The sequence below is a fragment of the Pseudoclavibacter sp. CFCC 14310 genome (genome assembly GCF_008831165.1).
Lineage (GTDB): Bacteria > Actinomycetota > Actinomycetes > Actinomycetales > Microbacteriaceae > Pseudoclavibacter_A.
In genome coordinates, this window is the sequence record NZ_WBKC01000002.1 from 253,472 (window position 1) to 276,579 (window position 23,108).

34 protein-coding genes are annotated in these 23,108 nt (G+C 64.1%); 16 read left to right on the plus strand and 18 right to left on the minus strand.

The features are described 5' to 3' along the window. Window positions 1-15 precede the first annotated feature (15 nt). The 16 genes from F8O06_RS04890 to F8O06_RS04965 all read right to left on the minus strand — a co-directional run bounded on the left by F8O06_RS04890 (window position 16) and on the right by F8O06_RS04965 (window position 12,888). Entirely contained in the window at window positions 16-621 is a 606-nt protein-coding gene (locus F8O06_RS04890; RefSeq protein WP_158037792.1) for a hypothetical protein, read from the minus strand. After that, complete coding sequence (locus tag F8O06_RS04895; protein WP_158037793.1) at window positions 618-1,118, minus strand: hypothetical protein; 501 nt, start codon at window positions 1,116-1,118, stop codon at window positions 618-620. The genes F8O06_RS04890 and F8O06_RS04895 overlap by 4 nt, the downstream gene beginning before the upstream one ends. Continuing rightward, window positions 1,115-1,453 (minus strand): hypothetical protein, encoded by a 339-nt coding sequence (locus F8O06_RS04900; protein ID WP_158037794.1) that lies wholly within the window; start codon window positions 1,451-1,453, stop codon window positions 1,115-1,117. Before F8O06_RS04900 ends, F8O06_RS04895 begins: the two co-directional genes overlap by 4 nt. Continuing rightward, on the minus strand, window positions 1,450-1,680 hold the full coding sequence (locus tag F8O06_RS04905) for a hypothetical protein (protein ID WP_158037795.1): 231 nt from the start codon (window positions 1,678-1,680) through the stop codon (window positions 1,450-1,452). Before F8O06_RS04905 ends, F8O06_RS04900 begins: the two co-directional genes overlap by 4 nt. Continuing rightward, complete coding sequence (locus tag F8O06_RS04910) at window positions 1,677-2,414, minus strand: DUF2493 domain-containing protein (RefSeq protein WP_158037796.1); 738 nt, start codon at window positions 2,412-2,414, stop codon at window positions 1,677-1,679. Before F8O06_RS04910 ends, F8O06_RS04905 begins: the two co-directional genes overlap by 4 nt. Then, window positions 2,401-2,802, minus strand: coding sequence for a hypothetical protein (locus F8O06_RS04915; protein WP_158037797.1), 402 nt, complete (start codon window positions 2,800-2,802; stop codon window positions 2,401-2,403). The genes F8O06_RS04910 and F8O06_RS04915 overlap by 14 nt, the downstream gene beginning before the upstream one ends. Window positions 2,803-2,902: 100 nt before the next feature. Continuing rightward, entirely contained in the window at window positions 2,903-3,217 is a 315-nt protein-coding gene (locus F8O06_RS04920; RefSeq protein WP_158037798.1) for a hypothetical protein, read from the minus strand. Then, window positions 3,214-3,597, minus strand: coding sequence for a hypothetical protein (locus F8O06_RS04925; RefSeq protein WP_158037799.1), 384 nt, complete (start codon window positions 3,595-3,597; stop codon window positions 3,214-3,216). Before F8O06_RS04925 ends, F8O06_RS04920 begins: the two co-directional genes overlap by 4 nt. 43 nt (window positions 3,598-3,640) lie before the next feature. After that, the gene (locus tag F8O06_RS04930; RefSeq protein ID WP_158037800.1) at window positions 3,641-4,975 is read right to left on the minus strand and encodes a hypothetical protein; all 1,335 of its coding nucleotides are present in this window, start codon (window positions 4,973-4,975) and stop codon (window positions 3,641-3,643) included. Beyond that, a complete protein-coding gene (locus F8O06_RS04935) occupies window positions 4,975-7,356 on the minus strand; it encodes a hypothetical protein (protein ID WP_158037801.1) in 2,382 nt (793 codons plus the stop codon). Before F8O06_RS04935 ends, F8O06_RS04930 begins: the two co-directional genes overlap by 1 nt. Window positions 7,357-8,305: 949 nt before the next feature. Beyond that, window positions 8,306-9,007 carry a hypothetical protein gene (locus F8O06_RS04940; protein WP_158037802.1) on the minus strand — a complete coding sequence of 234 codons (702 nt, stop codon included), beginning with the start codon at window positions 9,005-9,007 and terminating at the stop codon, window positions 8,306-8,308. Window positions 9,008-9,066: 59 nt separating this feature from the next. After that, window positions 9,067-9,414, minus strand: a complete 348-nt coding sequence (locus tag F8O06_RS04945; RefSeq protein ID WP_158037803.1) for a hypothetical protein — start codon at window positions 9,412-9,414, stop codon at window positions 9,067-9,069. Beyond that, a complete protein-coding gene (locus tag F8O06_RS04950; protein ID WP_158037804.1) occupies window positions 9,401-9,643 on the minus strand; it encodes a hypothetical protein in 243 nt (80 codons plus the stop codon). The genes F8O06_RS04945 and F8O06_RS04950 overlap by 14 nt, the downstream gene beginning before the upstream one ends. Before the next feature lie 10 nt (window positions 9,644-9,653). Beyond that, the gene (locus tag F8O06_RS04955; protein WP_158037805.1) at window positions 9,654-10,502 is read right to left on the minus strand and encodes a DNA adenine methylase; all 849 of its coding nucleotides are present in this window, start codon (window positions 10,500-10,502) and stop codon (window positions 9,654-9,656) included. Between the two features lie 90 nt (window positions 10,503-10,592). After that, complete coding sequence (locus F8O06_RS12350) at window positions 10,593-12,251, minus strand: hypothetical protein (RefSeq protein ID WP_225733405.1); 1,659 nt, start codon at window positions 12,249-12,251, stop codon at window positions 10,593-10,595. Window positions 12,252-12,360: 109 nt separating this feature from the next. Further along, window positions 12,361-12,888: a hypothetical protein gene (locus F8O06_RS04965; protein ID WP_192496892.1), complete on the minus strand. Its 528-nt coding sequence runs from the start codon at window positions 12,886-12,888 to the stop codon at window positions 12,361-12,363. A 292-nt stretch (window positions 12,889-13,180) separates the two neighbouring features. Here F8O06_RS04965 and F8O06_RS12355 point away from each other — a divergent pair, with 292 nt between their 5' ends. The 7 genes from F8O06_RS12355 to F8O06_RS05000 all read left to right on the plus strand — a co-directional run bounded on the left by F8O06_RS12355 (window position 13,181) and on the right by F8O06_RS05000 (window position 18,182). Continuing rightward, window positions 13,181-13,501 carry a C40 family peptidase gene (locus tag F8O06_RS12355; protein ID WP_225733406.1) on the plus strand — a complete coding sequence of 107 codons (321 nt, stop codon included), beginning with the start codon at window positions 13,181-13,183 and terminating at the stop codon, window positions 13,499-13,501. A 211-nt stretch (window positions 13,502-13,712) separates the two neighbouring features. Continuing rightward, window positions 13,713-14,021 carry a hypothetical protein gene (locus F8O06_RS04975; protein ID WP_158037808.1) on the plus strand — a complete coding sequence of 103 codons (309 nt, stop codon included), beginning with the start codon at window positions 13,713-13,715 and terminating at the stop codon, window positions 14,019-14,021. Next, the gene (locus F8O06_RS04980; RefSeq protein ID WP_158037809.1) at window positions 14,018-14,803 is read left to right on the plus strand and encodes a hypothetical protein; all 786 of its coding nucleotides are present in this window, start codon (window positions 14,018-14,020) and stop codon (window positions 14,801-14,803) included. Before F8O06_RS04975 ends, F8O06_RS04980 begins: the two co-directional genes overlap by 4 nt. Continuing rightward, window positions 14,800-15,180 carry a hypothetical protein gene (locus tag F8O06_RS04985; RefSeq protein ID WP_158037810.1) on the plus strand — a complete coding sequence of 127 codons (381 nt, stop codon included), beginning with the start codon at window positions 14,800-14,802 and terminating at the stop codon, window positions 15,178-15,180. The genes F8O06_RS04980 and F8O06_RS04985 overlap by 4 nt, the downstream gene beginning before the upstream one ends. Then, entirely contained in the window at window positions 15,177-15,761 is a 585-nt protein-coding gene (locus F8O06_RS04990; RefSeq protein WP_192496842.1) for a TetR/AcrR family transcriptional regulator, read from the plus strand. The genes F8O06_RS04985 and F8O06_RS04990 overlap by 4 nt, the downstream gene beginning before the upstream one ends. A 7-nt stretch (window positions 15,762-15,768) precedes the next feature. Next, a complete protein-coding gene (ligA, locus tag F8O06_RS04995) occupies window positions 15,769-17,772 on the plus strand; it encodes an NAD-dependent DNA ligase LigA (protein ID WP_192496843.1) in 2,004 nt (667 codons plus the stop codon). Between the two features lie 98 nt (window positions 17,773-17,870). Further along, window positions 17,871-18,182 carry a hypothetical protein gene (locus F8O06_RS05000; protein WP_158037813.1) on the plus strand — a complete coding sequence of 104 codons (312 nt, stop codon included), beginning with the start codon at window positions 17,871-17,873 and terminating at the stop codon, window positions 18,180-18,182. A 5-nt stretch (window positions 18,183-18,187) separates the two neighbouring features. On the opposite strand, the gene F8O06_RS12180 is transcribed toward F8O06_RS05000, so the two are convergent. Both F8O06_RS12180 and F8O06_RS05005 read right to left on the minus strand, forming a co-directional pair. Then, window positions 18,188-18,364, minus strand: a complete 177-nt coding sequence (locus F8O06_RS12180; protein ID WP_192496844.1) for a hypothetical protein — start codon at window positions 18,362-18,364, stop codon at window positions 18,188-18,190. Next, window positions 18,361-18,543, minus strand: coding sequence for a hypothetical protein (locus tag F8O06_RS05005; protein WP_158037814.1), 183 nt, complete (start codon window positions 18,541-18,543; stop codon window positions 18,361-18,363). The genes F8O06_RS12180 and F8O06_RS05005 overlap by 4 nt, the downstream gene beginning before the upstream one ends. Before the next feature lie 88 nt (window positions 18,544-18,631). Here F8O06_RS05005 and orn point away from each other — a divergent pair, with 88 nt between their 5' ends. From orn to F8O06_RS05045, 9 genes are read left to right on the plus strand one after another with little or no spacing between them, the layout of a single operon-like run. Further along, the gene (gene orn, locus F8O06_RS05010) at window positions 18,632-19,222 is read left to right on the plus strand and encodes an oligoribonuclease (protein WP_158037815.1); all 591 of its coding nucleotides are present in this window, start codon (window positions 18,632-18,634) and stop codon (window positions 19,220-19,222) included. Next, window positions 19,219-19,440 (plus strand): hypothetical protein, encoded by a 222-nt coding sequence (locus tag F8O06_RS05015; protein ID WP_158037816.1) that lies wholly within the window; start codon window positions 19,219-19,221, stop codon window positions 19,438-19,440. Before orn ends, F8O06_RS05015 begins: the two co-directional genes overlap by 4 nt. Further along, window positions 19,437-20,081 carry a hypothetical protein gene (locus F8O06_RS05020; RefSeq protein ID WP_158037817.1) on the plus strand — a complete coding sequence of 215 codons (645 nt, stop codon included), beginning with the start codon at window positions 19,437-19,439 and terminating at the stop codon, window positions 20,079-20,081. Before F8O06_RS05015 ends, F8O06_RS05020 begins: the two co-directional genes overlap by 4 nt. A 44-nt stretch (window positions 20,082-20,125) precedes the next feature. Next, window positions 20,126-20,632 carry a hypothetical protein gene (locus F8O06_RS05025; protein ID WP_158037818.1) on the plus strand — a complete coding sequence of 169 codons (507 nt, stop codon included), beginning with the start codon at window positions 20,126-20,128 and terminating at the stop codon, window positions 20,630-20,632. 27 nt (window positions 20,633-20,659) lie between these two features. Continuing rightward, complete coding sequence (locus F8O06_RS05030; RefSeq protein WP_158037819.1) at window positions 20,660-21,412, plus strand: hypothetical protein; 753 nt, start codon at window positions 20,660-20,662, stop codon at window positions 21,410-21,412. After that, on the plus strand, window positions 21,409-21,582 hold the full coding sequence (locus F8O06_RS12185; protein ID WP_192496845.1) for a hypothetical protein: 174 nt from the start codon (window positions 21,409-21,411) through the stop codon (window positions 21,580-21,582). The genes F8O06_RS05030 and F8O06_RS12185 overlap by 4 nt, the downstream gene beginning before the upstream one ends. 8 nt (window positions 21,583-21,590) lie before the next feature. After that, on the plus strand, window positions 21,591-22,136 hold the full coding sequence (locus tag F8O06_RS05035; protein ID WP_158037820.1) for a hypothetical protein: 546 nt from the start codon (window positions 21,591-21,593) through the stop codon (window positions 22,134-22,136). Then, window positions 22,133-22,417, plus strand: a complete 285-nt coding sequence (locus F8O06_RS05040) for a hypothetical protein (RefSeq protein ID WP_158037821.1) — start codon at window positions 22,133-22,135, stop codon at window positions 22,415-22,417. Before F8O06_RS05035 ends, F8O06_RS05040 begins: the two co-directional genes overlap by 4 nt. A 53-nt stretch (window positions 22,418-22,470) precedes the next feature. Further along, a complete protein-coding gene (locus tag F8O06_RS05045; RefSeq protein WP_158037822.1) occupies window positions 22,471-22,893 on the plus strand; it encodes a hypothetical protein in 423 nt (140 codons plus the stop codon). Window positions 22,894-23,108: the final 215 nt, after the last annotated feature.

Sequence of the window (23,108 nt, forward strand, 5' to 3'; positions counted from 1 at the left end):
GCCGCCCACTGCGTCTCAGCGCCTACCCGGCTGCTCACGCGGCATCGGCGGGGATCGCACTATAAGGGTGAACCCGCTTCCGTAATAGCCGTTGCCGCGGGTACCGACAGCGGTGAGGATCGTCCGGTCGGGCACAGTACCGCCCTCCGCGTACACGGTGATCTGCAGACGTTCGAGTCCGTCGCCTTTCGGGTCATCACGCAGCTGGTAGGGGAACTCCGCGCGGGTGATGACGTTGTCGAATGCTTCCAGACGTGTGATCGCGTAGTTCCCTGACTCACATCCGGAGCATCCGTGGTTCCCCTCGACGTCGAGGCGAACACCGGTCTCCAGCACCAGTGTGCGCCCGTCCTCGACGCCCACAATGCGCCGACCCATGAGGAGTGCGCGGATGCGGTCTTCTTCTGCGCTACTGACCTTCCCCTGACCTCGGACTATGGGGGTGAACTTCTTCCCCCATGCGGTCAGTGACGTACGGTTCAGTCGCCCCTTGGTCAGGGCACGCCATGCCACAGCTGGGGTCTCCCCAATACGGGCGCCAGCCGGGTCGGCGACCACGATGACCTGAGCGTTGTCCCGCCGGCGCAGCCACACCTCGCCGGGTGTCGGTGTTCTCGTCATGCGGTCCATGTGCGCGGGAGCCGCCCACTGGTCTGTGCCGTGGAGACACGCGTCCAACCGTTCTCCGTCATCCATTCGAGCGTCCAACGTGTCTGGCCGACGTCGACGAAGCGCCAAGTGTGAGCCCCGAGCTCGAAACTCCAGCTCTCGTTGAACACGCCACTGACCGCCCGAGCCAGTTGTGAGCGTTGAACGGCTTTGACCACATCCGAACGCGGCGAGTCAGTCGCCCAGATCAGAAACCGTGCTGCCGAGCCGATCGTCCGGTCATGGAGCTCAGCGCGGGTTCGACGGATGATCTCCAGCTTTGAAGGTCGGAGTCGGGTGACCGCCCCGAAGTGCAAGACCAGTGCGACCGCGGTCATCCCGGCGGCAACGGACCAGACCTCTGCTGTGAGCAGGCCTGCGATCAGTACCAGCTCCGGTGCGAGCACGATTGCAAGACGCTCCATGCTCGTCGTTGGGTACGGAGGCCAGACGAAACGCTTTCTGCTCATGCGCTCTCACTATGCGTGCCGCCCAAGCTCCGGTACTCCACCGGGCGTCCGTGCTTCATGGCGTCTGCGATGCCGGCCCGCATGCCTGGGCTCAGACCATGGTCGGTGTAGACAACGGTGGCGTCCGCCCTCTCAGCGATCGCAAGACCAGCGGCGATGCCCGCTTGGCGCTCCTCGGGCTGCTGATCGTCGAGGACACCAGGTTGCGTGTACAGGAGATGGCTGGCGAACGGTGCATCGCCCCGGCTCAGACTGTCGGCCATGCAGGAGCGAGCGTATTCGACATTCGCGTCCACGTCACCGGCGTACGGCGACTCCAGGATCACGAACCTCACTTGTCTCCGTCAGCCGGAATGTACTCGACGATCTTTCGTCTGCCGCCGACCTGGCTGCCATCGCTGCGGCGGAACCGGTGGACGAGACCTGCATGGTGAACGATTGCCTGCGTGGGTGTGAGCCGCTGCACCAACACACGGGAGCGCGTCCGAAGCTGAGGATTCTCCAGCCAGAGGGTGGTGCCAATGTCCAGCTTGGTGAAATCGGTGGACTTCTTCTTCGTCATGCCATTCGTGTGCGCGGTGCATCGTCATCCTCGAACACGTAGGTCGGGACACTGGCCTTTCGTGCGGCGGAGATGCAGTGGGCGGTGCCTCTGGAGGCGTTACGGCTGAACGCCAGGCAGAGGTCCGGTCGTGCGTCGACCATCTGCTGATTCCTGATGAAGCCGGCGCTGCGCCCGAGACGATCCCAGTCCGCTGGGTGGGGTTCGAGCCTCCATCCCAGCGCCCGGGCGATGTCTGCGGTCTGCTGGTCTGCACCCCGTGCGGCGCCGTGGACGAGGGTCATGTGTTGGGCCGGCATGCAGCAGGAGACCTCGGCGAGGACTCGTTCGATCAGTCGCACGTCAGCCCAGTCGCGTGAGCCGGTGACCAGGACACGGAGCTTGCGTGCGCGGTATTCGTTCCAGGTGAGTCCTCCGCCGCCGAAAGGCAGCAGCGGTGTGACCAGGGAGGTGATCGCGATCCGTGCGGCTTCGACCGCTGAGGTCGCGTCCGGCCAGCGGGTGAGCGCGATGCTCTCTACGGGTGGTGTGACCCATTGCCGCTCGTGCGTCCAGCATCTGGTGCCGTCGGCGGCGGCGATGCGGTACCCGCCCCGGTGTGTCGATGGTTCCCACGGCCCGCGCCACTGAACGAGCGCCGACATGGCTGTGATCAGTCGCTCGGTCCCGCGGTCCATGGTGGAGTCTTCCGGCATCACCATGGTCTCGCGTGTGAGCAGGTCAGCCGATCGCATCAAGGCTCTCCGCTACGCGTGAGATCTTGTCCGCGTATTCGGGTGCGACTGCGATGACGTCATGATCCGGGGTGAGCGCCGCCATCTGGTCGGTGAGGGTGACGAGTCTGCGGCGAGCACGGTCGAACCTGCACCAGGCGAGGAACCGCTTGGATTGGGCGTCGGTCAGTGCTCGGGTGGTGCGTGCACCGCCGACTTCCCGCCCGTTGCTGATGCGCCACCGGCCGCCGTCGTCTGTGGAGAACAGGCGTGGTGAACGTTCGGTCACCCGGACGATGACCCGACTGTCTTCGATGATGACGAGGTCACCGGGCGCCAGGTCTTCGAGCGGTCTGGCTGCCCGGAGCGCAGGTGCGCCGGACTGTTCGGTGTCGTCTGCGGTGATCACTGTCCGCCTCGACCTTCGCTGATTCGGACTTCCGCGAGATCCTGGCGCCGTGGGTCTGCGACGGTGGATGGGCGGACGAGATGCGCGATGCTGTTGTTCTTCATGAGTAGATGTCTCCTTCAAGGATTCGGTTGATGGTCTGGGCCTCACGGGTTGCGAGGCCCAGATGTGGGTCGTCGAGTGCGATTCGCAGCAGTCGTGCCCACTGTTCGGCGTCCTGGGGCATGCCAGTCGAGCCCCCTTTGAAGGCCCGGACGACGTCAGTCACGATGACGGTCTTGTCTGCCCGGTTGAGCTTCGACCACTGGCCTGACACTGCCTGCACCGTGTCAGACACGATGTAGGTTCTGCGGCCCAGCGCGTAGCGAACGGCCGACACGAGCACGTGGGAGGGAACGTTGTGCAGAAGGGTCATGAACGCTCCTGATCCAGCTGGTTTTTCAGCAGGTGGTACTGTCGCCAGCTACGGATGAGTTGCGCTGCCCAGGAGCGAATGCGGGGGACCGGAAAATTGCTCGGGCGTGAGTCTGTGAACACCTCGCCGAGCGTCAGCGCCGTTTCGCCGAGCAGCGCCCCGGCATCCGACCTCAGTGTCAACCGCAGCAGGGGCTTCGGCATTCCCGTGATCTTCGCATCGAGGTCGAACCCGTCGCGTTCAAGCTCGCCCTGCAGGTCGCGCAGCGCGGTGCCGAACCTTTCGCTGGATGCCCCGTCGTCTGCCTCTTCAGTCAGGCCGGCCCGGTCCAACATCTGATGCAGCTGTTCCGCGAAGCCCGACGGATTGTCAGTGGTCATAGGTGGTCCTTCCCCGTGTGTCAGAACACCTATGCGCGTGGACTCACCAGCGCTGCCTGGGCGGGATGACACCAGCCGGTATGCCGTTGTTCGATACTCGCGGGGCAAGGTCCGTCGGGGCGTATCCGTAGAGGCCAGCCAGGTGGGCGGCGACAGGGTCGACCGTCCGATGACCGCTTCGCAGCCACTGCGGGTTTCCGAAGCATCTGCCGAGGTTGTCGATGGCGGCGGTCGCGTCGAAACGAGGGGAGAATTCAACGTCGAACGGGTCCGCGAGGCTCCTCATCTCCCAAGGGACGTCCGGCGGACCGCTCGGAAACCAGACGTTCAGCGCCGCAGCCCACGGTGAGACCCTGCCCGGTGACGGGTACCAGTCACGCCAGTCGATGACGCCGATCCGTTCAGCCGTTCGATTCCCAGGAAAACCCGGGGTGTTCCGCACCGCGAGGCGCACAGCGTCGAACGTGCGTTTGCGGACATTGCGGCTGACGGAAGAGTCAATGTTCGGGTTCTCAGCGGTGACGAACAGCACGATCAGGCCACTGTCACGCAGGGGTTTCGACGCGAGCAACCTGGCCCACCGTGCGAGTTTCGCTGGGACGTTCGACGTCGACGCTGTCAACTCGATCGCAACGCGCAGCCCGTCACCTCGAAGGGCGACCGCGTCCGCATCGAACGACGGATGCCACCCTCCGCTGATCAGGTCCTGCACCCGTCCGAGATGCTCGCCGAGCATGACCGCCACACTGCCGGTCTCCGCGATGCGCAGACCCAGCTCTGTGGCCACCACACCATGCCGGTCGTGCATGCCGGCACCGATCGCACCCTCTTCGACACCGGCGGTCACCTTCAGCCGTTCCGCGTACGAGGTCAGCGGGTACAGTGTCCGTTCGATCGCGCCAGTGCGGGTCAGCCGGTAGAGGTTCGATCTGGCTGACCGGTCTGTGCGTCGGAGGGCATCCGCGTGCACACCGACTTCGACGAAACCGAGGTGGAAGAGATCCGTCATCAGCGCCGAACGCCCAGTGGCGACCCGGGCCACGCCAGTGACTGCGGCGAGCTGCTCCGCCGACATGTTCTGCCACACGGTGAGCGCACCGACGATGGCCAACGTCTCCTGCAGACGATGCCCATGCAACCGCTGCAGTGCCGCAGTCCCATTACCGTTCAGCCAGTAGGGGACGCGAGCGAAACCGGAGGCAACCTGGCGCCGCATCTGGTGGACGTTCACCCAGGAGGCTTTCGAGCCGACCGGCCAGAAATCAGACCAGAACGGGTCGATGCGCTCACCTGCGGCAAGTCCGGCAGTCGCGCTCGAACGTGCATCGGCGAGCAGACCAGTGGCACCTTCGTAGAGTGCCGGGGGAGCACCGGCCATCAGTACCCCTGCGCGGCCCGGTAGTCTTCGACGACGGTGCCGTCAGCGGCCTCGAAGTTCGTGAGCGCGCAGGTGAACGCCGGCTGCCTGGTCTTCGCCACTTTCGTGCGCACAATCGCCACATACGGTGGAAGGTTCACGATGTCGGCCGGCAGCCAAGGAGATCCGTCCGCGGCGAAATCGTCAGCGAGCTGCTTCGCCACCTGCGGGTTGTCCTGGGCGAAAGCGAGCACCGTACCGAACCCGGTGACGGCCTCCTTCACCCGTTTGTCCAGCTGCTCGGTCCGCTGTGTCGCGAACACGGGCTGCACACCGTACGAGCGACCCTGGTCTCGCAGCCATGTGATGATCTCCGGGTTCTTTCCGGCCAGGAGTTTGAGCTCGTCGGCGAACAGCGTGCAGTGGCGGTCGACTTCCTGCCAGCCGGAGCACCGACGTTTGATCGCATCATAGAGCGTGTACATCAGCAGCCCCGACATCTCCTCCGTGAGCTTGTCGTCGATCGGGCGGCCGCCATGCGACTGGCCGGTGTTCACCACGACGGTGAGATGCTCGTCCAGCACCTGATCCCAGGTGAGTCGCGCCGGGCGCGCCCACCACTGCTCCGCCGCCAGGAGGTTCGTGATCTTGTTCCGTGGAGCTTGGAAGAGGTCGCCGCGCTTCGACGGTGTCAGCCCGGAGAACAGGGGCGTGATCTGTGTCGACGCGAACCCCAGATCGGTGCCCTCACCGGCATCCAGACGCATCGCCTCACCCTGCAGCTGACCGGCGAGAGCGACCGCCACATCATCGCCGCGCTCACCCATCAGGGCAGCCGCATACAGGAACGGCGAACCAGCGTCCGGGACACCGTCGACCACGGTGGCGATGCCCTCCGGATGCTCAGAGATCACGAATGCGGCAGCGAAAACGCGACGCAGAGTGTCGAACGAACGCTCCTGAATGGAGTCCTCGCCGAACGTGTACTTCAACGCACCAGCCGCCAGCCGGGCACGGAACTCGACAGACCCGATCTGAGGCGGGAACAGGTCGATCCCAGCTCGTGCCGGATCCCCGAGCTCGACACGGTAGACCGGGTCCCCGGCGTACTGTGCGAAACGCACATAGTGGTCTGCGCCGTCGCCTTTGTTCTCGAACGCGATCACCGCATTCCGGGCTCCTGGGAACCCCGGTCGTCCACTCGGATTCGCTTTCTCCAACGTCGTCCAGCCGAACACATTGTGCACGAACACGGACTTGCCGGTGCCGGCCGAGCCGAGGGCGATGATGCCAGAGAACATGTCCGCTGCAGACAGGTGCACACCGATGTCACCGGCGACGCCGATGAGCGGCCCGACGTTGTCCTGAACAGCCGCGGGAGCCTCGCGCCCGGCGGTGCTGTTCTCACCGGATGCGGCACCAGCCTGGGGTGCGGCGAACGCGGCGATCAGGTCAGCGCCGACCATGAACGATGTACGCGGCAGCGGATAGTCGCCAGGCTCTGAGTCATGGGTGACGCCATCCTTGTCGACGAAGGATCGTTTCGGGGGCCGCGGTCGACGCAGCATCGCACGGCGGACGGGGAACAGCCCGGTGAACCGGCCCACCCGGACCTTCGACGGCAGTGAGGGGATGCGCCCGGCACCGACCAGCAGCGTGACGAGCACCCCGACGGCGGCGAACACCCAGAACAGCGTCGTCACCAGCTGCAGCCGACCGGTCGCTCCGGTGACCAGCGCCGCGACAGCCGCGGCCAACGAGAGCCCGAACACCGGTGATGAGGCACTCCACGTCGACGGAGCGTACGTCTCGATCGGCAGGTCGAAGCCTGGCAGCGCCGCGAACACAGCATGCAGCAGGTTGTCCGCCGACACACGATCCACCGACCCCGCGTAGACGGCGACGACCGACGCCCCCTCACGTGTCGAATGATGCTGGCTGCGTTCGTTGCCGAACTGTGCGGACAGCCAGCGCCGCCACCACTTCTTCTCCCGACGGGCGGGCTGACGGGAAGAGATCGCCACCCAGTCGCCGACCGCGAGGCTCAAGGCCAGCGCCCGAGCAGTCTCCGCAGGGTCTGCTCCTGCGACCGTCTCACGTGTCTCAATGGACACCCGCCGGGGAATGCGAGCACCACGCACCACTGGGGTCAGCGGCAGCTCGATGTCCGACTCATCTGAGTGGGCGGCGACAGACACGGCGAGCTTCACCGCAGAGTCACGAGCGGACGCATCCTCTGGGGTGACGACGGCGTTGTGGATGCCGGCCTCATCACGCCAGACGACGATGGTCGAACCGTCCGGCCGCGCGTTCGCCCACGCTTTCGAGCGCATGATGAACGTCGTCGGATTCGCCTCGATGGTCCCAGCCCGGGTGAGGAGGAACGAACGGAAATCAGTCATGCAGATCACATATGCGTATCTTCCGCACGAACCCTCCGAGAAAGCCCAGTCCAATCCGCCGACCGCGCCCCCTCCGGCACCCCTCCCACTCGGGGCTGTTCTCGACCGCCGCGCTGCGCCGCCCTGTTCCGTCCTCCTCGTGCGCTCCTGTGGGTGCTGGGCTCGTCGTCCGTCTCTGGGGTCGCGTCGGTCTTCCCCTTGGGGTGGTCGGGGCTGCGCGATGCTCCCTCGGTCCGGTGCTTCGTCCCGTGGGCGCATCGCTTGCCGTCACCCGTCTGCCCGGGTGCCGGTGGAGTCGAACCGTGGGTTCGCCTCGGCGACTTCGTCGCGGGAACGCGGTGCGTTCCGGTGAGCACTGGTCGTGCCCACGCACCGGTGACGTGGGCCTCCGGTGCACCCTGTGGTGACGTTCCGAGAGGGTGCATGCGGGCTGCGCGGGCGACGCAGTCGCCTTGGTCGAAGGTGAGCATGCAGGGCACCATGCTGAGGTCCCACCGGGAAGGTGAACGAACGGAGTCAGGGGGACCGTGGTGCGGGATGCCGAGACGAGGCGGCGCGCAGCGAACACGGTCGGAGCGCACGTGGCCGGAACCAGCCAGGCGTGGGAGGGCTGGGCGGGGCGAAGCCCCAAGGTGCACCCGGTGAGGGTGGACCTCAGACCGGAAAGTCGGACGGGTGACGGGGTGAGGCCATGCCGGCACGAACGGTCAGGAAGGCCGACGTCCAGTCGGCGTTTCGGGGAGACGTGAAGGTCAGGCGAGCCGAACGAACGGGGAAGACGGGAAGGGTGCCGCTGCGCGCGAGCCCCGGGACGAAGCCGGCCCTCCGGGCCGGCGGAGTGGGAGGGGCGAGCACTTAACTATGGGTGGCTTCGGCTGTCGCCGGGTTTGCTCTGAACCGTCAGTGCACCACGGGCCTGCCGGCTGTTGCAAGGGTATGGATGAGCCGACTACTGCGCCATCATATCTGGTGTCACATCTCTAGCAGTTGGTGTTCTTTTCGATTTGCCTCCACGGTAGAGACGCCAGACACGCTGATCACCATTAGTTGACTCGAACGTGACGTACCACGGATTGTTTCCTTGGCCATCAGCACGCCAAGCATCAACAAGGTTGGAGACGGTCCAACGGCCGCTCTGGTCTGGCATGTCGCGCCAAGCGGTGGCTAAATCTCCAATTACGTAGAGGGGGACATCCTCTTGTTGCAGAACGGTCCCCTTCTTTCCATCGACTACTCGAGTACTTCCTTTAGCAGATTCGATGACGTGTTCGTCATCTTCTTCACCGTGGCTCTCTTCGTCTTCTTGGTACCGTTCCTCTATGGAGGATAGAGGGGTTTGAGCGGCACGATCAGTGAACTTTCTCATCTGGTCGCTGATCTTGTCCAACTTGCCGTTTGTCTGCGTTTGAGCTTGCGCGGAGTCTCGGTCCTGCTTACGAAAGATGAGGAAGGCGATGCCGATAGCAACAATGGTGAGGGCCACGCCAATAAGACTGATTGAATTCCAGACGAAGGTGTCGAGGTCCGGAAGGAGCAGTGGAACGAGAGACCATATAACAAGAAGCACCAGAGATAGTGATGCAGAGATCCAGACTTTTCTGGGGACCTCACTTCCATCGGTCTGATTGTCGTGTTCTTGTTTCGCGCTCATTGTGCCCCCTAGTACCAACCGGTGAATCGGATTGGTCTACATCATTTTTGTTGTCTAACTCACCATAGTGCAGGCGGCAGCGCCACCTGATAGAGCGCGCCACTCGGAAGTCTGAGGTTCGGGCTGTGTTCGGCGTCCGGGTGCTGTTCGCGCAGTGCGTCTTCGAGTCCGCTGATGATCACGTCGCGGAGCGTGTCGGCTTCGGGGAGGCCGTCTGCGATCGCTGCGGTGAGCGCGAGGGTGAGTCTGGTGAGCTGCCCGGTGGTGAGGGTGAGGTCACGGTAGCGTCTGCCGAATGCGGTCATCCGGTGTGCTCGGGTGTTCGCTTGTGTGCAGGCTTCGCAGCGGCAGCCGTGGTAGCTGTAGCCGACTTTGGTGCCGTGGGGGATCGCGTCAGTCGTCGGCATTGACGAGGTCGAGCACCCGCTGCAGTTCTGCTTTGGCTTCGGCGACTTTCCGCTCGGATCGGGTGATTGCGCTCTTCTTCAGTCGGTTGGCTTCCGCTTTGAGTTTCGCGGCTTTCGCGTTGGCCTGTTTGCTGGCTTCTTTGAGCTGGTCGGCTTCGAGACGGGCGGTCTTGTACTCGTCGATGACAACGGCGTAAGTGCGTTCAGGGTCACGTGGTTTGCGGGGCATGTGGCGTCTTTCATTCGTGGTGTGTGCTCGACTGATTGTAGCGACTACTTTGCTGACGGTTCCCGCCGGGGCGTGTGTCGATGAGGATCTCTGTTCGATCCTCTGAAGAGGTGAGAGATGAGTACCGTCGATCGACAGGGATGACTGTGGCCGTGCGGTAGAGCGATCGAATGAATGCGTCGTCACCGTAGGTGATGAGGGAACGTCCGGGGCGGTCGTGCAGCGTCTGAGCGAGTTGCTGATGGGCGGTGAACCGGTGCCGATAGAGTCTGTCGCCGTCGCGGCGGTATGGCGGGTCGATGAATGCGAGTTCGTTCGGGTGTGCGGCGAGTGTCTCACGCCAGTCTGCGGAGTGCTCTGCTGCGGTGAGTCTTCCTGCTGCTGCGAGCTCTGCGACGTTCGCGAGCCTGACGAGCGTCTCCGTTCGGTTCCACCGGTCTGTGATGCGCCGACCGTCGGACTGCGTCCAGCCGCCGATAGGTCCTGCGGTCGGAATGCCTCCCCAGGCCGTGCGTGAGAGGAAGAGGGTCCGTCGAGCGAGTGTTCGTGAGTCGTTGGTGTCGACGGACTGCCAGTGTTGGAACGCCTCCAGGGTCGGGGTGACTGACGCGAACCAGACGATCAGCGACTGGCAGTCCGTGGTGAGGACGTTCCAGAATGCGGCGATACCGGGGTCTGCGTCAGCAATGTGTGCGTGGTCGACCAGCCCTGCGGTGAGCAGCGCGATGCTCAGTGACGCCGAGCCGGCGAACGGTTCGACGAGCTCCACCTCGGATGGATCGAGCAGACGACTGATCAGCGGGGTGATGGTGGCCTTCCCGCCTGGGTAGCGGAGAGGCGAACGGGGGAGTGCGGGCACGTGGGGTCCTCTGTGGGTGGAGAACGAACGAACTCACCCCACGTGTCCATGGAGAAACACGTGGGGCGAGTTCGCGGGAGCGGAGCTGGGTCAGCAGCGACGACGACGTGAGGCTGCGGTCACTGCGGCGCCGACGAGCAGCAGCGCGAGTCCGCCTCCGAGGACGAGGGCATCGTCAGATCCCGTGCGTGCCAGACGGCTCTCATCGCCGGAGGCACCCTGCTCGGCGAGCTGTACTGTGCCGTCGCCGTGCATGGTGTAGCGCTGCGGCACCGGCGTAGTGAACGACTCCACCGTGTACTTGGCCGGAACAGCTGCGGCCGCTGCGGCCCCATCACTCGCGGGGGTGTCCACGTCGGTCTGCTGTGCAGGATCAGTGGGCTCCGCGGGGTCCTTCGGATCAGTCGGGTCTGCCGGCTGGACCGGATCAGTGGGGTCGACGGGGTCAACCGGATCAACCGGGTCAGTGGGATCAGTCGGGTCCACCGGATCGACCGGGTCGACAGGATCGACGGGGTCCACCGGATCGACGGGGTCCACCGGATCAGTGGGATCAGTCGGGTCCACCGGATCGACGGGATCAACTGGGTCAACCGGGTCCACGGGGTCAACGGGGTCCACCGGATCAGTGGGATCAGTCGGGTCCACCGGATCGACTGGGTCAACAGGGTCCACCGGGTCCACGGGATCGACAGGGTCCACCGGGTCCACGGGATCGACAGGGTCCACCGGATCGACCGGGTCGACGGGATCAACCGGGTCAGGGGTCGGCGTGCTCGCTTTGATTCCGTAGATGAACAGCGACTTCGTGTCACCGTCGAGCGTGACGGTGAGTGTGCTGTCGCCGTCGGGTACGGCAGCGAGCAGCTCATCGAGCGTCAGGCCGAACACCTTCGCAAACCACGTCGGTGTGCCGACCGGCTTGTCGCCGTCGTAAGTGACGTCAGAGAACGCTTCGAGGCTGCCGGTTCGGCCGGTGAACGCGGTCTTCCCATTCACGCTGATCGTGTAGCGGTTCTGCTGCGTTCCCAGGTCGGTGGCAAGGCTGGTCACGAAGCCGTTGTCTTTCGCTGAGGTGTTCTCGGCGACGCGCTTCGGGGCGGCCGGGGTGTCGGCAGCGGCCTCTGAAGCAGGAGCGATGGCGTCGGCGGGTGCGAGTGCGGTGCTCTGCTCGTCTGCAGGTGCGGCATCCTTTTTAGCGACCGGCTGGGCTTCCGTCTGCTGGGCCGTGGACGCATTGTCTTTCGACTGGTCCTGCTCAGGAGCAGCGGGCTCCGGCGTGGTCTTGCTGTCAGCCTCTGGTGCGGGGGTGGGTGTGGTGTGCTCCGTGCCCCCTGAGGCTGCCGGCGTGCTGTGGGTGTCGTCGGCCGCAGTCTTTGGGGCCACGGCAGGTTTCGGCGCTGGGGCGGGTGCTGCCTTCGGCTGCTCCGCGGGCTTCGGGGCTGCGTGCTCGGTGGAGGCAGGTTTGGGGGTCGGCTTCGCAGCGGGCGCTGCGGGCTTCGGTGCGCTCTCAGCCGGTTTCGCCGCGGTCGAGTTGGTCGTGCTGGTCGAGCCGTTTGGGCCGACCTCTACGGTCTTGGTCGATGACGTCGCGGGGGTCTGTTCCGCGGGTGCCACAGTGCTTGCAACGGGCGCTGCGGGTTCGGTGTCTTCGGCTGCGTTGGCGGCGGCCGGGGCGACTGTCAACGCCAGGGCGGCGGACGCGATTCCGATGCCTCCGTAGAGGGTCTTGCGGGTGTTGGTCTCCATGATTGTGTGGCTCGACCCACCCCGGCCACTGTGACCGGGTCTCGTTTCAACGGGGGTCGAAACTCCTTCCTGCTGCACTTGTGCGCGGAAGAAGAATACACCCGTAACGCTACGGTCGTAACCTAACGATCGTGAATGACGTGATCATGTGGTCGAAGAGCTCCAGTGCATCGAAGTCATCGTCGGTCTTCGACGCACAGATGATCAGGAACTGACCTGCGCCTTCGACCGTGACTGCCCCTGTGACACCGAAGGGGCTGACCGTGTCGATGCGTAGCATTTCGCCAAGCGGATGAAGCCGAACTTCGGGGAGCAGGCCCGCCTCGATACCGCCGAGTTTCGCGACCTGGTTCAGGAGCGAGTCCAAGGTGAGGGGATCTTCTATCGGCCCGGCGTCCACATGTCGAAGACGGTCTGGACTGTCGAAGGAAAGCACCGGATGAGGAAGAAGGGAACGCAGCGGATGAGGCCAAGGCGGAGCAGCAATCCAGCTGGTCGGGACGTCGATTTCGATTTGCAACAGCGTGCTCCTATCTGCTCTTCCGGTCGGCTCCGCATAGGTGTCGACTGGCGAACTGGAGGAGGCGCGCGTGACGAGTGTTTCGAAAGGCACTGCAGGTCTGACTGCAGTGTTCATCGCGGGTCTGTTCTGTGTAGCTGGTGCCCCGGCTGCCCATGCTCAGACAATCGAAACGACTGCGCTGCGGACGAGCCCTCCCCAGACCGGTGCACTGCACCAGACACTACACGTCAACGCCGCCGCGAGCACAAACGACGAGCTCGATTCCACACCTCCGCTGGCAGCGTCAACGCCGGAACCGCCGGCCAGTATCCCGGCCACCTCAGACGATGAACCGTCCTCCTCCGCTGTATCAGCTGCTGCCTCGCCGGACAGTCAAGACAGCCCAGCAGAGGCCGACAGCGATGCGGTGACCATCGCCTACAGATACCTCGGCACGCCATACGTCTGGGGCGGCACCACGCCCGACGGCTTCGACTGCTCAGGGCTCGTCCAGTACGTCTACGCACAGCTCGGCATCCGGCTGCCGCGGGTGGACACAGCCCAGCGAGCCGCAGGCACACAGGTGAACCGCGATGAAGCCCGCCCCGGCGACCTGGTCTGGAAACCGGGCCACATCGGCATCTACATCGGAGGAGGCCGGATGATCCATGCTCCCAAACCCGGAGACGTCGTCAAAGTCTCATCCGTTGACGCCGTCGGCATGACGACCTTCGTACGGATCAGCTGATGCTCAGAGCAACCCTCGGAAAGACGCCGCGTGGAATCGGACGTCCGCAGTCCTGGCTGCTCATCGGGGACCTGCTGATCCCCGTGTGGGATGCCGAGAACTTCATCGGACCCGCTGACGCACCGAGCGGCGAAACCATCGACGATCTCGCCGCAGCCATGGAAGCCCGACAAGTCAGCAGTGACCACCACACAGAAACGGACACCACATCATGCCCATGACATCCGCGAACACCGCGCCCAGCCGGCTGCGCCTGATCCTCCACGTCCCGGACGGACTGCCCGAAGCAGCGGAAGTCCAGCGCCTGCGCTCAGCCGTCGACTCGCTACCCGGAGTCTCAGCGGCACAGGTTCGAACCGGCCACATGCAGCTCGACGGGACACCCGTCGTGACCGTGGACTACAGCTCGGTCGGACCAGCCACGCCGGTCGACTCACTGACCGGTATCCTCGCTGCCATCCGTTCCATCCTCGATGACCGCGTGGAGTCCATCTCCGTTGACCAAGACCCAGCCAAATGAGCACGAGGATTGAGTCCGTGCTCGGGCCGTCTGACAAGCGGTACCTCGGCGCAGGCTGGCGACGAACGTCTTGCTCGGTCGACGTCACCGAGCAAGACGACACACACATCGGTGGGATTGCAGTCGTCTCCGTAGGAGAGGGACCAGGTCGCGACGTGCACCACCTGTCGTCGATTGACGTCGTAGCGATCGTCGACCTCCTGCTCCGCAGTCTCCGCCCGAAAGCACCTTGGGCAGTCACACACCTGGACGTGCGCACACCTGCTCACCCAGAGTCGACGGACGGACGTATCCCGGTGAACCTGCAGCTGGACGGTGAGGACCATGGTGTGACGACCTACACCGGAACGATCGGAGGGTTCCCGGTAGCCGTCGGAGGTACCTATGTCGGAGGGCTGGACAGCGGGCTGTCCGACCCGAGACTTCCGCACCCGGTCACCGACGTCGGAGACTGGGACTCGAGCAGTTCCACACTCATCGCCGAGCACGAGCCAGAGGTCGCTCTGCCGCTGTGCAACGTGATCGCCATTGTCGGCGAACTCATCGAAACCACGATCGTCGCAGAGACCGGCCGATCCCGAGACGAGCTCGGGGACATCTGGATGCGACGCATACAAGTGAGTCGAGCACCGACCGTCAGACAGATCATGCGAGAGACAACCGTCACTCTCGACCGTCTGCGCGACCTGTCACACAGAGGGAGAGAACTGATGGACATACGCGCGAGAGTGCAGCTCAGCGACTCAGCCACAGTCCGAGTCAAGCTGGGGGTGACCAGATGAGCGAGGTCGCCGACCCGATGAAAGACGAGCGGGAGCGCGTCTGGGCTGCAGTGCATGAGCACGTAGACTCAGAGCTCGGACCGAGGCAGCTGCTGGACCGTTTCGCTGACCTCTACGAGCACGATGACAAGGTGTACGCCGGCATGCGACTCGCGATCGCGCAGCCCGGCAGTGGTGCACAACGGATCGACGCGATGAAGCCCTGGATGCATGCGCTTCCTGACGTTCCGCGCGATCAGGTTGAGCTGATGGTCTGCGCCATCATGGGCGCCAGGTGCATCGGCGAGGTGCAGTGCATGGGCCGGCATGAGACCGCACTGCTGATCAGAAAGGTCGGCGAAGATATGATCGGTATCCTGAGATGGGAGCAGTCATGAGAAAGAAACGAACAGGTGGGCGTCCGCGTGACGCAAGCCTTGATGCTGCCATTGACGAGGCTCTCGTCACGCTGGTTCTCGAGCAAGGTGTCGAGGAGACCACGATCGCTGAGATCGCGGACCAAGCCGGAACCAGCCGTCAGGCCTTCTACCGCCGTTACCCAGACATGGAGCACGCCCTTCTCGCGACCCTGGCTCGGCGGTTCCCTCCCGCTGCGGCGCCAGACACCGGCGAACTCTTCGACGACCTCGTGGCGTTGCAGGAAGAGGAGGTCGCGATGCTCAACGACCCGTTCTTTCACGCTGCATTCCCGACGCTCATGATGCTGGCGGTCCGTCAGCCCGCACCGGGGGAGGGGCTCGGCGACCATGTCGTCGCTCCGCGCAGGGCCCGGGTGCAGGCGATCATCGACCGGGCCAGTGCCCGCGGTGAGGTGACCGGAGACATCGACGTGTCAGTGATCTGTGACATTCTGCTCGGATCACTGCTGCCCACGGCGTTCATGGGCGGCGGACGGGCACTCACCAGCGATGACGCCAGACGCTCGGCGATCGCTGCCCTCGCTGCAGCCCGCGCATAAGTGCCGCATGACCACTGAGCATTCCAGCTACCTCGAAGACATCCGCCTCGCAGAACAGGCAAACGCCGCCTACTACCAGAGCAGTGAGCCGATCATGTCGGACGCCGCGTTCGACGCGCTGCTCGAAAGGATCGCCGCATTCGAGGAAGCTCACCCTGACCAGGTGGTGTTCCACCGTCTGTTCAGCGCTCCAGGTGGAGGGCTCAGTACTGAAGGCACGGACGTCTCACACGAGGTTCCGATGCTGTCGCTCGACAAGGTCAGAAGCCTTGACGAGATCGAGTCTTTCACCACATCCATGGTCGCTCTCGGCAGCCCGGTCACTGTGGAACCGAAACTCGACGGCCTCGCCATTTCGATCGAGTACCGGGGCGGGCGGCTGGTGCGTGTGTCCACCCGCGGGGATGGCCGCACCGGTGAGGACATCACCGAGCGAGTGCGTTCCATCAGCAATCTCCACGGTGTGCCGTACGTCGTCCACCCTTCCGTGGAGCTTGAGGTCCGGGGTGAGCTGCTCATGTCGAAATCGGACTTCGCTACTTCGAACGCGAACCGTGTCGCTGCCGGGAAGACCGCGTTCGCAAACCCCCGGAATGCGATCGCAGGCACCGTCAGAGCGGACAGCATCGACTATGAGACGCATGCCACGTTCATCGCCTACGACGTTCCCGGATCGTCCGAGGATGTGAACGCCGCAGCAGCACACCTCCATGCTCTCGGTTTCTTGCCGTCGAGCGACCTCCTGGGCGACGTCCCACACACCGCCGAGCGCTCAGTGCTCGAAGCGGTCGAGAAGTTCGGTGTCGCCCGTGAGCACGATGACTATCCGTATCCGACTGACGGCATCGTGATCAAAGCGGTCCGTGCCGACATTCGTCCGAAGCTTGGCTCGACCTCCCGGGCCCCACGCTGGGCGATGGCGTACAAGTATGAGGCGAAGAAAGCGACGACCGTGCTGCGCGACATCGTCATGGATGTCGGCCGCACCGGGAACATCTCGTTCACCGGAGTGTTCGATCCCGTCCACGTCGACGGCTCCACGATCGCACGTGCAACCTTGCACAACTTCGCGTTCATCCATGACCGCGACATCCGTATCGGGGACACCGTCGAGGTCTACAAAGCCAACGACGTGATCCCACGGATCAGCCGAAGCTTCCCCGAACTGCGTGAGGGCAGCGAGCAGCCATACGACCCGGAGCGGGTGTCGCCGAAGTCCGGCAGCCCGCTCGACACCAGCGAGGTGATCTGGCGCTCAACCGACCCAGCGGATTCGCTCGGCTCCTGGGTCTCCTACGCAGTCAGCCGCGACTGCCTCGACATCGAAGGCATCGGCGGGGAGATCGCTGCCGCACTGGTGGAGTCCGAGCTGATCGGCGACATCGCTGACCTGTTCGGTCTCACTGTCGACGAGCTCACCGCCCTGCAGCTCAGCGAGGGACGCACCCTCGGGGCACGGAACGCCGCAAAGATCCACGCCCAGATTGAGACGGCGAAGACACGGCCACTGGCCCGTGTGATCACTGCGCTGGGCATCCGTCGTTCAGGCCGCACCTTCGGGCGCCGTCTGGCCGCACACTTCCACACGATGGCCGCACTGCGAGCCGCCGGCGTCGACGACCTTCAGCAGGTCGAAGGTGTCGGCCCGGAACGTGCTCGACTGTTCCGCGAGGGACTCGACCGTCTGGCGCCCGTCCTCGACAAGCTCGCCGCCGCCGGGGTCAACATGGGCGCAGAGCCCGACGCCGACGATCGAGGTGCCCGACCTCTCAACGGGATGACGGTCGTGGTCACCGGCGCAATGACCGGGGCACTGTCGAACCTGTCTCGCAATGAGATGAACGAGCTGATCGAACGTGCGGGTGGGAAAGCTTCCGGGTCAGTGTCGAAGAAGACCTCACTTCTGGTCTGTGGGGAGGAAGGGTCCTCGAAGTGGAAGAAAGCCACTGACCTCGGTGTCCGGATCGTCACACCGGAAGAGTTCGCGATCATGGTCGGCGATCTCGTGTGAGACAGCGGCGCACTGCGGCTGAAGACCTGCATCAGATCATGTGGGCACAACGAAAACCGGTCGGACGGATCGGATGTGCCGTAGGTCTACTGCTCGCGGTGCTGCTGTTCCTGCTCATCCTGAGCGGAGTGATCTTCGTCGTCGGCAACGCACTGTCCACGACCACGGTGACGTGCACTCTAACGTCGGTGGACTCGGTGCACGCGCGTCGGACGGCGTACGTGGAGATTGTGAGTTCAGACTGCCCCATCCTCCATGCCGGTCATCTCGGGGAACGTCAGGACCGGATCGCCGAGAAGATCCAGGTCGGGGAGCCGCACACGTTCACCGTGGCGAGCTTCGACCTGTGGCTGGGGAGGAATGGCCTGTCGTTCCCGTCGATCCGCGGTGGGCTTCCGGACGTCGACTGACGCCTTCAGTCCTCGACGTAGTAGCTCAGCAGGAGCTGACCTTCAGGGATCTGCGCCAGCGCAGCAGCCTTCGCGGTCTCGTAATCGGGTCCCGACCCGGATGCCTTCAGGACTGGCACCTCGACGGTGTCGTCATGCCCTGGATTCTCGCGTGGCGTCCGGTAGGTGATGAACACGTTCATGCCCGTGATTCTACCGCCGGCAGACCGTCGACCTTCTCCTGCCAGTCAGCGACGGTGAAGACCCGCCCTCGACTGGCGCGACACAGATTGCGGTATTGGATCGCCCATCCGAGCTGGCAGATCAGCTCGTCGATCTGATCCTCGACGTGTGCGAGCTCGGTTCCCGGTTCGATCATCATCCTCTCAGTCTGGCCCGATCACGGACCGAACGCCCCTCGCAGACAAGGGAATCTGTCCACGCGCATAGTCTCCGGCGAGGAGGCCACCATGGCACATCAGAATGAATTCCCGGTCGGCGAGCGACGCCTTGCCTGGATCGACACGGAGACGAACGGACTCTGCCCGTTCACGCAAGGCAGCCGACTGCTGGAGATCGCATGCCGGATCACGGACGCCCGAGGCACCATCGTCGACGACGGCGGATACCATGCGGTGATCCGCTACACACCGAGTGAGGCATTGGAGCTGCGCGGCGCAGCCGATGACTTCGTGAAAGCCATGCACTCACGAACAGGTCTCTGGGGGCGGCTGGCCTCCGGCACGCCACGTGCTCAGGTGGAGACCGAACTGCTCGACTACATCAAACGGTTCGCCCCCGAACAGCGTCAGGCACGCCTGGCCGGCAACTCGGTCGCACTGGATCGAAAGTTCCTGGAAGCGGAACTTCCCGCTGTCGAGAAGTGGCTGCACTACCGTGTGGTGGACTGCTCGTCGACACGGTTCGTGCTCGAGGCACTCGGGCATCACGGGAGCCCGCTGGAGGACGTTGAGCCCGAACACACCGCTTGGGACGACATCATGGGCTCAATCGCTGAATACCGCTGGCAGCTGGCTGAACTGGGCGGCGGGCACGCATGATGCCGAAACCGAGGCCTCGTCGAACGCTGGTCGCACATGACACCGTCACCAGCAGCGCACACTCGGGTGTCTGGGTGGTGGAGGCCATCTTCCGGGCCCGGGATGAACCCTGGCGTGACACGGCCATGCTGCGACCCGTGGACGAGCACGACCGACGTCGGCCCGTTGTGCGGCTGGAACGACTGATGCTCGCTCCTGACGCGAAGCAGGTGGCATGAGAACCGGCAACAGACCATGGGCACAGCCCGCCCGCGAAGGGGGTGGTGCGGGCGGCCTGTCTGCTACAGCGTACGAACTCAGAGCCGAGGCAGCAGCATCCAAGCGTGTCGGTCGGCGCCTCTCAGCGATCGTTGAAGAGTTTCGAGGCCGTCACGGTGACCTGTCGCCACAGGCGCTCCAGCTCATCCGGGGAGGCGCGGCCCTCTTCGGCATCAGCGAGAGCATGGTCGCCGATCACTACCGGCGGCCGCTGCTGGAGCAGATCGCAGCTGTCGCCCGAGACTTGGAGCGCGCCCCTCTGCGCAGTCTGGAGGCGCAGCTCGATGAGCGCATCACCTCACTCATCCATGGCGCCGACACCCGCCTCGACCGTGTGCAGGAGACGGTGGAGGACTCGGCGGACATGATCGGCTTCGGACTCATGCACGGATACGGGAACGCCTACACCCTGAGCTGCAGAGCTGGGCGAACCCTGCTCGGCTTACCTGACACCGGCGACGTCTCGGCTCCCGACACAGACGATGATGACATGCCAGGCGTCAACGACCGATTCTTCAGCCGGTCGACGAGAGCAAGTCGACGAAGCGCCCGCTGGTACAACAGGTGGGCCCGCCGTTGGACAGCCCTGCTCACACCGTAGACTTGGGAGGTCGAGAACGATCACCGCTGAGCGCAAGGGGAGCCATGTCAAGCGAAGAGATGGATGAAGAGAGCCTGAAGCGTCGGCTCGGGCTCGACTCCTGGCGGAACCTGTCGAAGGACAAGCTGATCGCTTTCGTCTCCGACCTGCCGAACATGAGCAAGGAAGTCGCTCTGGGCGTGGTCGCCCAGTTCCCGAATTTCAAGGAGCTCGCACTCAACGCCTTCGACAAAGCCACGAGCAACACCGCCAGAGTCGCGGATGCGAATTGGATCAGTCAGGAGAAGGTTCACACAGCACACACCGAGTATCGAGCGATGCTTGAACGTGAGCTCGAACGCGACGACCTGACGGCTGAGGATCGGCTGCGCATCCTGGCACTCGTGCACCAAACGGTTCAAGAAGAATCGGCGAAGGACTCCGAGCACAAACAGTTCATGGAGAAGATCCAGAAGATTGGGATGTCGGCGGCTGGTCTCGCCGTGCTCGCAGGGCTGACCGCCTTGGGCGGCAAGTTCGGTCTTGGGGAGCAGCTCAAACCAAAACGCTGACCGGCATCCACGCGCATAGTGCTCTGCATGAGCACACACAGCGAAGCACGGCACCGTCACGGCGTGAAGAACGCCCGCCTCGCGTTGACCAGGTCAGCGTACGCAGGGCAGGCGACCGCCAAAGTGGACACCGCCGACCTCCGTGAGACGTTCCTCGAACTGGACGCCAGCCACCGCATCATCCGAGACATCTCTCTGCGGTTGCAGGCACTCGAGCGCGACATGCTTGCCAACATCCCTCTGTCGGCCGCCGACCAGGACTGGGACCCGAACGACCAGTTCGGGGCATGCGCCAGGGACCGCGCACGCCGTGTGCAGGAAGCCCGCTCCGACGTGAACGCCATCATCGCCGGTATCGAGGTCCCACTGGTCGCTCATCTGCGACGACGTTCACAGGGGGGACGCCCAATGAGCGATGCACGCAAGACTGCACTCAAAGACTGCCTCGCGGAGTTCGCCGACATCGAAGAGGACACTCGATCACAGCTGCAGGAAGCGATCACCGGCCAGGTGCTCGACATGCCGGGCTGCATCGGCACCGGACATGTCTGGCGGATCACCGACCAGAGGCCAGATGAGAGCATCGACGAGTATGTGAAGGCCAACCGAGACGGTGGTTCCGTTTGGTCCGGCGCCAACCCCGCCGACGTCGCATCCGGGATCGCCTGGCTGCTGAGCTTCTCAGGCGAGGTGCACATCTACGGGCGCGACGGCAAGGAAGTCCCGGTCACGACCGCGCTGGGCCTCACCGGCAATCAGACCTCGGAAGGTGCAGCATGAACCCGCTTCGCGAAGACATGTGGCTCACCGCCGTCGACAAAGACACCGGTGAAGTCCTGGAACGGGCGGACATTGCTCACCTGAACGACGCCGGCATCGAGGCGGAAGCCCAACGTCTCACTGACCTGCACCCCGGATGTCAGATCGTCGAGGATGCCGCCCGCGCATAGTGCTCCCCATGAGCGCAACGGTATTCCCACAGTATGCAAAGACCACGAGCCCCGAAGTCGCAAAGACCCATAGCCTGAATCAGGATGCTCTGGACGCATTCCGCAAGAAGGCAAAGGAGTTGACCGACAAGTACGGTGGCACCGGGTATCTGAGCGGGTGCACGTTCGATGCGACACAGTACTTGAGCGGCATCATCAGTGAAACAGAGCCGGCCTCCGGCCGCTGGAAACGGTTTGGCTCGCGTGAGAACTACTGGCGCCCATGGCGGAATAATCCAGCCGCAATGGTGATGCGCTGTGTGCGGTACGAGCCAGAGCGTCTCCCCGGGGCAATCAGCTCAGCTTGGCAGTTCGACCGTGCAACAGGGGGCAGCCATGTCTTCAACTACATCTCGTTCGCCCTCGACGGTGTGATCTACACAGGTTGCTCAGCTGCCGGCGACGAGCACGATGAGAACAACCTCTGTGACTGGGAATCGACCTGGACTGAGATCACCGCTGGCGAGTTCAAGCGAGCGTTGGCCACCTACAACGAGCGACAGCAGGAATCATGACGCGCAACATGGGCGCACGCGCTGCCACACCTGAGTTGCGCCAGCTCCGTCAGGAAATCGCCGCACGCGACGCCGAACGAAGCATGATCCTGGCGGAATCCGACCGGCGTGCCCAGGCCCTCTCAGAGGCCATCGCCGTGGGGGCAGAGGCACAGTCAAGACTGCAGCGAATACAGGAGTGGGTCGATGCGAACCGCCAATTCCTTCCGCGCCCAATGGCCTGGGAGATCGAACGCCTCTTGCAGACAGCACAGGCACCCCAGAGTGGCGAGCACCGGTGAGGTCCGCGCACAGTAACGCAGTAGCCGATCGAACCACGAAAGGGGCTCCGCTGATGTGCGAACCGACTGAGGCTGATGCGCTGGCTGACGAGCAGTCATGGCGCACCGAGATGCTCGACGTCCTCGGGGTCGAAGACTCAGATGACGTGAGCGATCACGAGCTGATCTTGCAACAGGCCAGGAAACTGGTGAGCGAGCATGACCGCTTGACCACGGTGGTCGAGAGCGTGCGGGCGACACTCACTCAAGACGAGCCGGGCAACCCATATATGTACAACCCGTGGGAAGACGAATCTGTAGATCCGACGAACCTTGATGACGTGGTGCAGGCTGCTGTGTCTCGTGGCATCGACTTCGGCGCGTGGAACCAGGCTGAGCGGGTCAGGGGACTGTTCAGCGAAGCCCGCGTCGACACCGCCAACGGGTTCGACATCGCGACTACCTCAAAGGTGGCACCAAGTGACCCAGCCAAGTAAGCACGTCGAACCTTGGGGCGGCCGGTTCAACCTAATCTGCCTCCTCGCCGGCCCGATCGGGTTCCTGCCTCTCGCCATAGCCGTCTACGACGAGCTCATGCCCGCATGGGTGCTGCTGCTCCCCATCTGGCTCTTCGCTTGGGCCCTGTGGGAAGCGCACAAGGCGATTCGGGCGACACAAGCGCAACAGCGGAAAGAAGCGTCAGTGCCCGATC